Here is a 13,343-nt window from a genome sequence, read left to right on the forward strand (position 1 = left end):
AGAGTCTCATGAAATCACTTCTGGACCTGTTCAAGCAGTTCACACCGGACGAGCATTTTGATGCCATCCGCATTGGCTTGGCTTCACCCGAAAAAATCCGTTCTTGGTCTTTCGGCGAAGTTAAAAAGCCTGAAACCATCAACTACCGCACGTTCAAGCCTGAGCGTGATGGTTTGTTCTGCGCCAAGATCTTTGGCCCTATCAAAGACTACGAATGCTTGTGCGGTAAATACAAGCGCTTGAAGCACCGCGGCGTGATCTGCGAGAAGTGCGGCGTTGAAGTCACACAGACCAAAGTGCGTCGCGAACGCATGGGTCACATTGACTTGGCAGCACCTTGTGCACACATCTGGTTCTTGAAATCTTTGCCTAGCCGTTTGGGCTTGGTATTGGACATGACCCTGCGTGACATCGAACGCGTGTTGTACTTTGAAGCCTATGTGGTGACCGATCCCGGCATGACACCTTTGAAGAAGTACAGCATCATGTCCGAAGACGACTACGATGCCAAAGTGCAAGAGTACGGCGATGAATTCCAAGCCAAGATGGGCGCGGAAGGCATCAAGGACTTGCTCAACAGCATCGAAATCGAAGCCGAAATTGAACGCCTGCGCGGTGACCTCACTGGCTCTGAAGTCAAGGTCAAGAAAAACGCCAAGCGTTTGAAAGTGCTCGAAGCCTTCAAGAAATCAGGCATCAAGCCTGAGTGGATGGTGCTCGAAGTCTTGCCCGTGTTGCCACCGGACCTGCGTCCTTTGGTGCCACTGGATGGTGGCCGTTTTGCCACTTCCGACCTCAACGATCTGTACCGCCGCGTCATTAACCGCAACAGCCGTCTGCGCCGCTTGCTCGAGTTGAAAGCACCCGAGATCATTGCACGCAACGAAAAGCGCATGTTGCAAGAAGCGGTTGACTCATTGCTCGACAACGGTCGCCGCGGTAAAGCCATGACTGGCGCTAACAAGCGTGCCCTCAAATCTTTGGCCGACATGATCAAAGGTAAGAGCGGTCGTTTCCGTCAAAACTTGTTGGGTAAGCGCGTCGACTACTCTGGTCGTTCTGTGATTACCGTGGGCCCAACGCTCAAGCTGCACCAGTGCGGTTTGCCCAAGTTGATGGCCATCGAGTTGTTCAAGCCTTTCATCTTTGCGCGTCTCGAAGCCATGGGCATCGCGACCACCATCAAGGCTGCAAAGAAAGAAGTGGAAGCCGGTACACCCGTGGTGTGGGACATCTTGGAAGAGGTGATCAAAGAGCACCCCGTGATGTTGAACCGTGCGCCTACATTGCACCGTTTGGGCATTCAAGCATTTGAGCCCTTGCTGATTGAAGGCAAAGCCATTCAGTTGCACCCACTCGTTTGCGCGGCCTTCAACGCCGACTTCGACGGTGACCAAATGGCCGTTCACGTGCCTTTGTCTGTGGAAGCACAAATGGAAGCACGCACACTGATGCTCGCTTCTAACAACGTGCTGTTCCCAGCCAATGGTGAACCTTCCATCGTGCCGTCACAAGACGTGGTGCTGGGCTTGTACTACACAACCCGCGAACGCATCAACGCCAAAGGCGAAGGCATGATCTTTGCCGACATCGCAGAAGTTCAATCTGCTTTGGACGCCAAAGTGGTTGAATTGACAACCAAGATCAGCGTGCGCATTACCGATTGGATTCAAAACAAAGAAACCAAAGAGTTCACGCCTTCGACCAACATGGTGTACACCACCGTGGGCCGTGCCTTGTTGTCCGAAATCTTGCCCAAGGGCTTGGCTTTCGAGAACATCAACAAAGCACTCAAGAAGAAAGAAATTTCCAAGCTCATCAACACGTCTTTCCGCAAGTGCGGTTTGAAAGACACCGTGGTGTTTGCCGACAAGTTGCTGCAAAATGGTTTCCGTTTGGCCACACGTTCAGGCATCTCTATCGGCATCGACGACATGTTGGTGCCGCCAGAGAAGGGCGCCATCATTGGTGAAGCCGAGAAAGAAGTCAAAGACATCGAACAGCAATATGTATCGGGTCTGGTGACTTCTGGCGAGCGTTACAACAAGGTCGTTGACATCTGGGGCAAAGCGGGTGACGCTGTGTCCAAGGTGATGATGGACCAACTCCGCAAAGAGAAAACCACTGACCGTCACGGTAAAGAAGTTGAGCAAGAATCGTTCAACTCCATTTACATGATGGCCGACTCTGGCGCCCGCGGTTCTGCGGCTCAGATTCGTCAGCTGGCCGGTATGCGCGGTTTGATGGCCAAGCCTGACGGCTCGATCATTGAGACGCCTATTACGGCCAACTTCCGTGAAGGCCTCAACGTGTTGCAGTACTTCATCTCAACACACGGTGCACGTAAAGGCTTGGCCGATACTGCGTTGAAGACAGCCAACTCCGGTTACTTGACACGTCGCTTGGTTGACGTGACACAAGACTTGGTTGTGACTGAACTCGATTGCGGCACCACCGACGGCTCACAAATGCGCGCCATCGTTGAAGGCGGTGAAGTGATTGAATCCTTGCGCGATCGCGTTTTGGGTCGCACTTTGGCCGACGACGTGTTGCACCCTGAGTCTCGCGCTGTGGTCGCCACTGCCGGCACCTTGCTCGACGAAGACATGATCGAGATCTTCGAAGCGGAAGGTGTGGACGAAGTGAAAGTTCGCACAGCCTTGACCTGCGCCACACGCTTTGGCTTGTGCGCCAAGTGCTACGGCCGCGACTTGGGCCGCGGTGGTTTGATCAACAACGGCGAAGCTGTGGGTGTGATTGCTGCGCAGTCCATCGGCGAGCCAGGTACACAGTTGACCATGCGTACCTTCCACATTGGTGGTGCGGCCTCGCGTGCCTCCATTGCATCGAGCGTCGAAGCCAAATCAAATGGTTTGATTGGTTTCAATGCCGCCATGCGTTATGTCACCAACACCAAAGGTGAGTTGGTTGTCATTTCTCGTTCTGGCGAAATCATCATTCACGACGAACATGGCCGTGAGCGTGAGCGTCACAAAGTGCCTTACGGCGCCATCCTCACTGTCAAGATTGACCAAGCCATCAAGGCCGGCGCTATTCTTGCCAACTGGGATCCGTTGACACGACCCATCATCACTGAGTTTGCAGGTCAGATCAAATTCGAGAATGTCGAAGAAGGTATGACGGTTGCCAAGCAGGTCGATGAAGTGACCGGTTTGTCCACCTTGGTGGTGATCGATCCTAAGCGTCGTGGTTCGACCAAAGTGGTTCGTCCTCAAGTGAAATTGATCGACGCCTCTGGCAAAGAAGTGAAGATTCCGGGTACCGATCACTCTGTGACCATCGGTTTCCAAATCGGCTCTTTGATCCAAGTGCGCGACGGTCAAGATGTGGGCCCAGGCGAAGTCTTGGCACGTATCCCTGTGGAAGGTCAGAAGACCCGAGACATTACCGGCGGTTTGCCACGTGTGGCCGAACTGTTCGAAGCGCGCAGCCCCAAAGACAAGGGCATGTTGGCCGAGATGACCGGTACCGTGTCGTTTGGTAAAGAGACCAAAGGCAAGGTTCGTTTGCAGATCACCGATCCAGACGGCAAAGTGTGGGACGAACTCATTCCCAAAGAGAAAAACATCATGGTCCACGAAGGCCAAGTTGTTAACAAAGGCGAGAGCATTGTGGACGGCCCCGCCGATCCACAAGACATCTTGCGCTTGCTCGGCATGGAAGAGTTGGCGCGCTACATCGTTGACGAAGTGCAAGACGTTTACCGCTTGCAAGGCGTGAAGATCAATGACAAGCACATTGAAGTGATCGTGCGTCAGATGCTGCGCCGTGTGGTGGTTGAGAATGTCGGTGACTCCACTTACATTGCTGGCGAACAAGTGGAGCGTTCAGAGATTTTGAACACCAACGACGCATTGCGCGCCGAAGGCAAAATCCCTGCAACCTTCAGCAACTTGTTGCTTGGTATCACCAAGGCTTCTTTGTCGACCGACTCCTTCATTTCTGCGGCTTCCTTCCAGGAAACCACCCGCGTGCTCACCGAAGCTGCCATCATGGGCAAGCGCGACGAATTGCGTGGTTTGAAAGAGAACGTCATTGTGGGTCGTTTGATCCCTGCCGGTACAGGCTTGGCTTATCACAAAGCCCGTGCCGCCAAAGACGCGATGGACGAGGCAGAACGCCGCGCCATCACAGAAGCCGAAGCCGTTGAATTGGCCGAAGCGCAACAGTTGACCGAAGACGCAGCCAACGCTGCCGATTCCAACTCCTGATCAAGCGCCGGCTTCGGCCGGATGCTTTGAAAAACGCCTCTGAACCGTCCAACGGCCAGAGGCGTTTTTTTTGAAGAAGTTTTGCTTCACAATGACGAGACCATGTCACTTCTGATCTTCAGCTCAGTCCTGGCCGTTCTGTTTTTTTGGGCGGTGGGTGCCTACAACCGTTTGGTGGTGTTGCGCGCCAGCGTGGCCAAACAGTTTGCGGCCGTCGATGCGCAGTTGTTGCGCGTTTTGGTGTGGATGCAGGGTAATTTGCCGGCGTCCATGCGCGACATGCTGAGTGAAATGGAAGAGGCGGCCTTGCCCGAGGCCTTGTTGAAGAATGAACGTGATTTGAATTTGCTCAAAATTTTGGAAGAATTGTCCGACAGCTTGGACTTGGCCCGCACACAGCCTTTGTCGGCCAGTGCCATGCAAAAAGTCAATGAAGACCGACTGGCCTTGGCCGCTTGGGCCAAAGCCGAAGTGCGTGCAGGGCAAAGTGGCGAGGCCACTTGGTTCATCGATCCGCTGCCTTATAAATTTGACCGACTCAAAGCGCAGGCTTGGCCCCTGATGGACGCCTACAACCAAGCCGTCTTTCAATACAACGAAGCCGTGAACCAGTTTCCCGCCAGCTTGTTGGCCAAGCAAGTGAATTTCTTACCGGCCCAAATGTTGGACAACGCCGACTTGCTGGCCTGATTGCATGGACACCTCGCAAGCCGCATCGAATTTGCAAGCGCCCTTGTGGCAATTGCTTCAAGCAACGGCTTCCGTTGCGCAGGCGGTTCACCATGGCCGCTCCATGACCGCGGCCATCGAGCAAGTGCCCAAAGACCTGCGACCCGGTGTACAAGCTTTGTCGTTTCAGGCCATGCGCTGGTGGGGCCGCGCAGTAGCGATTCGCAAACAATTGGCGCGCAAAGCGCCGCCCGCAACCGCCGATGCTTTGCTGTGCACGGCATTGGCTTTGTCTTGGCGCGACGACTTGGCGCCCTACGCTGTGCACACCTTGGTGAATCAAGCTGTGGAGGCTGCGCGGCGCCACAAAGACATGCGTGCACAGGCGCCGTTTGTGAATGCTTGCTTACGCCGGTTCTTGCGTGAGCGCGATGCTTTGCTTGCAGCCACTGAAGACGATGTCACTGCGCAATGGAATCATCCGGCTTGGTGGGTGAAGCGCTTGCAACACGATCATCCCGATCGTTGGGCCACCATTTTGGAAGCTGCGCAAGTGGCAGCGCCCATGACCTTGCGTGTGAATTCTCAGCATCACACAGTGGCCCACTATTTGGAGGCATTGCAGGCACAAGGCATTGAGGGCAAGGTCATCACCGCTGAAGGACAGCCCTCGGGTGTTCAATTGGACAAGGCGGTGCCTGTTCATGTGCTGCCTGGTTTTTCTCAAGGCCATGTGTCGGTGCAAGATGCCGCAGCGCAATGGGCGGCGCCTTTGTTGCTGAAAGGTTTGAAAGCAGCTGGCCCTCAACTGCGTTTGCTAGACGCTTGTGCAGCGCCGGGCGGCAAGACCGGCCACCTGCTCGAGTGCGAACCAAGCGCCAATGTGCTCGCCTTGGACGTAGACCCACAGCGCTGCGAGCGCATTCAACAAAATGTCGACCGCTTGCAAGTGCACGCCCAAATTGTGGCCGCCGATGCCGCCGATCCTTCCAAGTGGTGGGACGGTCAAAGCTTTGATGGCATTTTGCTCGACGCGCCTTGCACGGCCTCGGGCATTGGCCGTCGCCATCCCGATGTGCGTTGGTTGCGCCGTGAGAGCGATGTGGCGCAATTGGCCGCCATCCAGGCCAAGTTGCTCAAAGCCCTTTGGCCCCTGGTCAGGCCTGGGGGCCGCTTGTTGTATTGCACCTGCTCTGTTTTCAAGGCCGAAGGCGAAACGCAAATCCAAACGTTTGTTCAACACAACACTGATGCCCTGATCTTGCCCTCTCCTGGGCATTTAACACCCTCAAATGTCACTTCTGATGCCAGTCTCCGCGACAATGGCATGGGTGAACATGACGGTTTTTATTACGCACTGTTGGAAAAGCGTTCAATGTGAGTTGAATGGCAGGGGGCGCACAGGCTTTTGGCTTCGTGCGCTGTGCGTCCTGACATGGCTGATGGCCATGGCTTGCATGCCCGCCACAGCGCAAACCTCGGCCAATTCAGCCGTGGAAATCACCGAGCTCAGACTGGAGCGCGCCGACGGCGCCTTGTTATTGCAAAGCAGTTTACGCATCGACCTCAGCAACACGGTTGAAGATGCGCTGCAAAAAGGCATGCCCATTTATTTCGTGACCGAGGCCGAGCTGACGCGCGACCGTTGGTACTGGTATGACAAAAAAGTGGGCGCCGTCAGTCGCCACTACCGTTTGGCCTACCAACCCCTTACACGTTTATGGCGTTTGAATGTCTCGCGCGATCCCATTGGTGCAGTGGGTTTGACCAGCAGTTTGTCGCAAACCTTCGAAACTCTGCCCGAGGCCCTGGCGGCCATTCGGCGCACCGTGAATTGGAAATTGGCCGATTTGGCCGACTTTGATGCCGACAACAAATACACCCTCATTTTTAAATTCCGTTTGGATGTGTCTCAATTGCCAAGACCCTTCCAGATGACGGCAGGTAGCCAAGCCGAATGGAACTTGAACACGCAAAAGACACTGCGCATCACCGCTGACCTCGGTCGCTGATGTGCTTCGTCGGCGACAATTGCTCCCATGAGTCGGAACCCACAAGATTTGATTGCCACTGGCGCCCAACCGTCTAAAACGGTGCGCTGGTTGGTTGGCTTGGGCGTGGTGGTTTTGCTTGCCATTGGCCTAGGCTTGCTGGTCTTGCTGACCCAAGCGACCAGCAACCGCGCCCTGTACGATCAAAATTACGAGCGCCTGTACTTGGTCAATACCGTGGTGGCAGGCTTGCTGTTGTTGGGCCTGCTGTGGGGCTTAACCCGCTTGGTGATTCGGGTGCGTCAAGGGCAATTTGGCTCGCGTTTGCTGGTCAAGTTGGCCGCCATTTTTGCGCTGGTCGGTGTGGTGCCCGGGGTCCTGATTTATGTGGTCTCTTATCAGTTCGTGTCGCGCTCCATTGAAAGCTGGTTTGACGTCAAGGTCGAAGGCGCCTTGGTGGCGGGCTTGAACTTGGGACGCGCCACCTTGGACACCCTCACCGGTGATCTGGCCAAACAGTCACGTGTGGCCGCGCAGCAATTGGTCGATGTTCAAGAGGCCAGCGCCGCCTTGATGCTAGATCGCGTGCGTGCGCAAATGGACGCCAACGATGCAGTGTTGTGGTCTTCCGATGGGCGCCTCATTGCCACGGCTGGCCAGTCTCGATTTTCTATTCGTCCCGAACGACCCACAGCCGCCCAGTTCAAACAAGTGCGCAACAAACTGAGTGTGGAAATTGTGGAGGGCTTGGACGAAACAGCAGGCGCGCCGACAGGCCGCATTAAAGTGCTGACCTTGGTGCCCCAAAACAGCCTCAGCCTGCGCGAAGACCCATGGGTCTTGCAGATTTCGCAAGAACTGCCCGCCACCTTGGTGGCCAATGCCTTGGACGTGCAGTTGGCCAACCGTGAATACCAAGAGCGTGCCATGGCCAGAGACGGCTTGCGCCGCATGTACATCGGCACACTCACCTTGAGCCTCATCATGGCGGTGCTGGCCTCCGTGCTGTTGGCCATGCTGTTGGGCAATCAATTGGCCCGTCCTTTGTTGTTGCTGGCGCACGGTATGCGGCAGGTGGCCAAGGGCGACTTGTCACCCAAATACACCTTGCAGGGCAAAGACGAGCTGGGTGGTTTGACGCGATCGTTTGCCGAGATGACCCAGCAGTTGTCCGACGCGCGCAGTGCGGTGGAACGAAGCCTGATGCAGCTGGATGCTGCGCGTGGCAACTTGCAAACCATTTTGGACAACCTGACGGCGGGCGTCATTGTGCTCAATGCGCGCGGCATCATCCAGTCGTCCAACCCTGGTGCCACACGCGTTTTGAAAGTGCCTTTGGCCGCCCACGAAAAAACGGCCTTGCTCAGCTTGCCCAATTTGCAAAGCTTTGCCATTGGCGTGCAAGAACAGTTTGAACTGTTGAGCGCGGACAAAGACCGCCACGAGCTTGACCACTGGCAAAAGTCATTCGAAATTCATGCTTCGGGTCAAGGCCTCGAGGCCACTTCGGTCACTTTGGTGGCGCGTGGTGCCATCTTGCCGGACGGCATGCGCTTACTGGTGTTTGATGACATTTCTGAAATTGTCTCGGCGCAGCGCTCGCAAGCTTGGGGCGAAGTGGCGCGCAGGTTGGCGCATGAAATCAAGAACCCGCTCACCCCCATTCAGTTGTCGGCTGAAAGGCTAGAGCGCAAATTGGATGGCAAGCTGGAAGAGGCCGACCAAACGGTGCTGTCCAAATCGGTCAAAACCATTGTGGAACAAGTGGCGGCCATGAAGCGCCTGGTCAATGAATTCCGAGATTACGCCCGCTTGCCCTCGGCCGATCTCAAGCCACTGGATTTGAACAACCTCATCATGGACGTGATGGGGCTCTATGCCCAAGAGCCTTCAGAGACCGCCACGCGTGCCCAAATATTCACCGACTTGGACCCCACTTTGCCGCTGATTGAGGGCGATGCCCAGCAATTGCGCCAGGTGGTGCACAACCTGCTGCAAAACGCACAAGATGCCAGTGAGCCGCAATCCCACGTCATGTTGGTGACGCGCTGGAGCCCGGCGCGCAAGCGGGTCAAACTGACGGTTCTCGATGAAGGCCCCGGTTTTTCGCCCAATATTTTGCAGCGCGCCTTCGAACCTTACGTCACCACCAAGGCCAAAGGCACCGGCTTGGGGCTGGCGGTAGTGAAGAAGATTGCCGACGAACATGGGGCCCGTTTGGACATTGCCAATCGAGTTGAAGAAGGGGTGGTCAAAGGCGCCCAAGTGTCGTTATCATTCAGTGTCGAGAAATTAGCGCAAACCTGAGACAACGAAAAGCAACATGGCAAACATTTTGGTGGTGGATGACGAGCTTGGCATTCGCGATTTGCTCTCGGAAATTCTGAACGACGAAGGACACAACGTCGAGCTGGCCGAGAACGCCGCGCAAGCCCGCGACGTGCGCAATCGCATGCGCCCCGATTTGGTCTTGCTCGACATTTGGATGCCCGACACCGACGGCGTCACCTTGCTCAAAGAGTGGTCCACCAATGGTCTCTTGAACATGCCGGTCATCATGATGAGTGGGCATGCCACCATCGACACCGCCGTGGATGCCATTCGCATTGGCGCGCAAGCCTTCTTAGAAAAACCCATCACACTGCAAAAGCTGTTGAAAACCGTCGAGCAAGGTTTGGCACGCGAGCAAGTGCGCCAAGCCGCAGCGGCATACCAAGCTTCGCAAGCCCCACAGGGTTCGGCCGCAAGCACGGCAGGTCATCTTGCCGCACCGCAAGACAATGCTTTGCAAGTGTCGCAAACCTTTGAGCTCGATCTGCCATTGCGTGATGCACGCGATGCATTTGAAAAAGCCTACTTCGAGTTTCACTTGGCCAACGAGGGTGGCTCCATGACCCGCGTGGCCGATAAAACGGGCCTGGAGCGCACCCACCTGTACCGCAAACTCAAGCAGTTGGGTGTTGACCTGACCAAGAGCAAGCGCGCTGGCAATTGAAGCTGGCGTCAGTTCGACTCTGAATTTGTGCAGTTCATCACCCGGTTTTGACGTTTGGTCGCAAACCGCGTGCACTGAAACTTTGATGTTTCTACATTAGGCCCATTCCAAACAGCGAGGCCTTATGACTTCTTCAAACTCAACGACAGACCCTTCCTTCACTTCCAAGTGGCAGCCAGCCTTGGACGCATTCCATGCCTATGCGAGATGGCTTGTCAGCATCAGCTGGAAGCTCTTTTTTGCTATGGCGTTTGTGCTCATCATGGCCGCAGGAATGATCCAATCTTGGCTGCCCGCACAAAAGGAAGACTTCTTGCCTCAAACGGCCATTTTGGTGATCCTGTCTTCCATCGTCATCAAAGCCAGTTACAAGCAGCAAATTCAGGCGGAAGAAAAGGCCAGTGCTGCCACATACTTGGCCGAGGCTGAGCAACTCAAACGCCAACTGATTGAAGCGCGCTTGGCCGCTATGCAAGCCCAAGTGGAGCCGCACTTTTTGTTCAACACCTTGGCGTCTATTGACCATTTGATTGAAACCGATCCGCCGCGCGCCAGCTTGATGCAAAAGAGCTTGATCGCTTTGCTGCGTGCCACCTTGCCCTCTATGCGAGAAACCAGCACAGCCAAGCTGCGCAACATGGGTCAAGAGTTGGCCGTCATCCGGCCTTACCTGGACATTCAAAAAATGCGCATGGAAGACCGCTTGCAAATTGAGTGGGACATTCCAGAAGGACTTCATTCTGCCGAGTTGCCGCACATGATGGTGCTCAGTTTGGTTGAGAATGCGTTCAAGCATGGCCTAGAGCCCAAAGCCGAAGGTGGTCAATTGACCTTGCGCGCAGAAGTGAACCATGGCCAATTGGAGGTGACAGTGCGCGATACAGGTGTGGGTTATTACCCTGCGGAGTCGGCTGGTTTGTCCTCGCAAACGGGCCATGGCTTTGGTTTGAAAAACATTCGCGATCGCTTGGCCTTGCTCTTCGGTGATCAAGCCAGTTTCAGCATTCGCGCCATGGAACCCTACGAGGGTTCCGGTACCTTGGCCAAATTAACAGTGCCTTATCGCGTGGTTCCCCTTGACGCGCAAACTGTCACTGCCTGATCATGAATTCACAAGGCCACACCCTAGCCCGCGCAGTCATCGCCGACGATGAACGCTTGATGCGTGACCAACTGCGTACGCGGCTGGCGCAGGTTTGGCCCAGCTTGGAGATCGTTGCCGAGGCAAAGAATGGCTTAGAGGCCATCGAGGCGGTACGCGTACACCAGCCCGATGTGATTTTTTTAGACATTCGCATGCCTGGCTTGACGGGTGTGGAAGCCGCCAAAGAAATTGCACAACTCGATTTGGGTGACGATGCCTTGTTGCCCGAGATGGTCTTTATCACCGCCTACGATCAGTACGCCTTGGATGCGTTTGAGCAAGGCGCGGTGGACTATGTGCTCAAACCCGCCGAACCTGAGCGCTTGCGCGTCACTGCTGAACGTTTGCAAAAGCGCTTGATGCAAAGGGCCGGTGAAGGCTCCGACAGCGTGGCCACAGCTTCTAGCGTTGCGAATTCTGGTGGCGGCGCCTCTGTACAGCAATTGCTGCATGTGTTGTCGGCGCAACTCAAAGGTCAACCTGCGCAGTACTTGTCTTGGTTACAGGCCTCGGTTGGGCAAAGCATTCAAATGGTGGCCGTGGCGGATGTGCTGTTCTGTGTCAGCGACGACAAGTACACGCGCGTGCAAACCTTGAAACAAGAATTTTTGATTCGCAAGCCCATCAAAGAGCTGGTGGACGAACTCGACCCCAAGGTTTTTTGGCAAATTCACCGCAGTACCTTGGTCAATGTGAATGCCATTTCAGGCGTTCAGCGAGATGAGCGTGGTCGCCAAGAGGTGCTGATCAAAGGGCGCGCCGACAGACTGGCCGTCAGCCGAAGCGCGTCGCAGTTGTTCCGTGGAATGTAGGCTGGTTTTGTTGCAGGAAGGCCATTTTGGCCAGCGAATGCGGGGCGCAGGGCCAGAAAATTCAGCCATGGCTTGGCGAAGTGCTTATCATTGGGCCTTGATCGACATGACAACAACGGATGCCTCTGTGAAATGACTGATATGGGTGAGCAAAGCAATGTTTCAAATCCTGAATTTTTCTTCAGGACAGCAGACCGATTGCAAATGGACAGCTGCCTCACAGCCCTGTCCAAAGAGGGTAAAAGTGTTGTCATTCACAGCCAGTCCAACGAGCTGTTGGACTACTACGGCGCATCGTTTTTACGGCGCCTTAAAAATGAGCTAACCACCAGTCAAATTGAAGTGTTCATGCCGGCCGATACCGAGGCCATGCTGCAGCGCTTTAACCAACTGCTAAGCGACATGTCCCTTACTGTGGCCACCAAAGCGCGTAGCGGCATGGTGCCCGACAAAGTCTGGGTGGTTCACGATGCCAGCGCATTGAGCGTTCATGAAGTTGAATTGCTAGGTCGTTTGATTCAGCAGTTTCCGGGTTCGGGCGTGAGTGCTGTTTTGATGTTTGCTTCAGAAACTGCGCCCAGCGAATCTTTGATACGCCAAAACAAACAGTTTGTATCTTGGGCCTTGGAAATGCCAACGGCTGAGCAAAAGTTGGCCACCATTCAGCAGGCGCGCAAACAAGGCAATGAAGAAGCGGCTGTCCAGTTCTTCAATCGTTTGGCCAAACGTGCCGTCAAAACCGATGTGCCTTCGGTGCGCGCCACAGAATCGGCTGCTGCTGCACAGGCGGCCAAGATGCAAAAACCGGCCAATGCTTCCAAGCCTCCAAAGAAAAAATCTGGTCATGCGCTTTTGTGGACCCTGATTGTGATGGCCATGCTGGTCTTGTCTGTGGGTGTGGCCGCGTGGTTGAACCCCGAAGTGGCCACCAAAGTATGGGAGCAGGGCCAGCAGTTGATGGGCATGCAGGCCGAAGCGCCCAAGCCTGCTGAACTTCCACCCGGCTCGCCTGAAAAAGTCGAGCAAGTGATTGCCAAGGATGAGGCCAACAACCCCATGCCAGTGCCGGGTGCGCCGAGTGCTACAGGTGCGCCTGAAGTCGCCAAGGCAGCTGCAGCTGCCGAACCCGTGCCTGCGTCACCAGTCAAAGAAACTTTGGCTGACAAGGTGATCACAGAATTACCCGAGGCCGCAGTTCAGGGTCGCGCGTGGCTAAAAGGTCTGCCTGAAGACGGTTTTGTTTTAGAGCATCAAAGCTTTGCCAGCCTCAGAGAAGCACAAGCGGCCATCAAGGGCAAAGAGTGGTTGGCCAATGCGCGCATCGTGCCCCTGTTTGCCGATGGCAAGGACGAAGCGCGCTTTGCAGTTGTAACGGGACCTTTTAAATCCAAAGACCGCGCCAAAAACACCATCACACGTCTGGGCTTGTCGAGCGATGTGAGCATCAAGGCGGTGCCTTCTGCATTGGCACAAGCAGTGCCGAATAAATCTAAACCTTGA

At 55.1% G+C, this 13,343-nt stretch carries 9 protein-coding genes; all 9 read left to right on the top strand.

The window, feature by feature from the left end; genetic code table 11:
- The first annotated feature begins 8 nt into the window (after window positions 1-8).
- The 9 genes from rpoC (at window position 9) to L103DPR2_RS02575 (ending at window position 13,343) form a co-directional block, all read left to right on the top strand.
- Window positions 9-4,232: a DNA-directed RNA polymerase subunit beta' gene (gene rpoC, locus L103DPR2_RS02535; protein WP_055359607.1), complete on the top strand. Its 4,224-nt coding sequence runs from the start codon at window positions 9-11 to the stop codon at window positions 4,230-4,232.
- Between the two features lie 102 nt (window positions 4,233-4,334).
- Window positions 4,335-4,922, top strand: coding sequence for a hypothetical protein (locus L103DPR2_RS02540; protein ID WP_055359608.1), 588 nt, complete (start codon window positions 4,335-4,337; stop codon window positions 4,920-4,922).
- Window positions 4,923-4,926: 4 nt separating this feature from the next.
- Entirely contained in the window at window positions 4,927-6,282 is a 1,356-nt protein-coding gene (gene rsmB / locus L103DPR2_RS02545; RefSeq protein WP_055359609.1) for a 16S rRNA (cytosine(967)-C(5))-methyltransferase RsmB, read from the top strand.
- Window positions 6,239-6,913 carry a DUF4390 domain-containing protein gene (locus L103DPR2_RS02550; protein ID WP_231717664.1) on the top strand — a complete coding sequence of 225 codons (675 nt, stop codon included), beginning with the start codon at window positions 6,239-6,241 and terminating at the stop codon, window positions 6,911-6,913. The genes rsmB and L103DPR2_RS02550 overlap by 44 nt, the downstream gene beginning before the upstream one ends.
- Before the next feature lie 27 nt (window positions 6,914-6,940).
- Entirely contained in the window at window positions 6,941-9,199 is a 2,259-nt protein-coding gene (locus L103DPR2_RS02555; RefSeq protein ID WP_055359610.1) for a sensor histidine kinase, read from the top strand.
- A gap of 16 nt (window positions 9,200-9,215) precedes the next feature.
- Window positions 9,216-9,887, top strand: coding sequence for a response regulator (locus L103DPR2_RS02560; protein ID WP_055359611.1), 672 nt, complete (start codon window positions 9,216-9,218; stop codon window positions 9,885-9,887).
- Between the two features lie 124 nt (window positions 9,888-10,011).
- Entirely contained in the window at window positions 10,012-10,989 is a 978-nt protein-coding gene (locus L103DPR2_RS02565) for a sensor histidine kinase (RefSeq protein ID WP_055359612.1), read from the top strand.
- Between the two features lie 2 nt (window positions 10,990-10,991).
- On the top strand, window positions 10,992-11,843 hold the full coding sequence (locus L103DPR2_RS02570; protein ID WP_055359613.1) for a LytR/AlgR family response regulator transcription factor: 852 nt from the start codon (window positions 10,992-10,994) through the stop codon (window positions 11,841-11,843).
- A gap of 132 nt (window positions 11,844-11,975) precedes the next feature.
- Entirely contained in the window at window positions 11,976-13,343 is a 1,368-nt protein-coding gene (locus L103DPR2_RS02575) for a hypothetical protein (RefSeq protein WP_055359614.1), read from the top strand.

It is taken from the genome of Limnohabitans sp. 103DPR2, from assembly GCF_001412575.1.
Lineage (GTDB): Bacteria > Pseudomonadota > Gammaproteobacteria > Burkholderiales > Burkholderiaceae_C > Limnohabitans_A.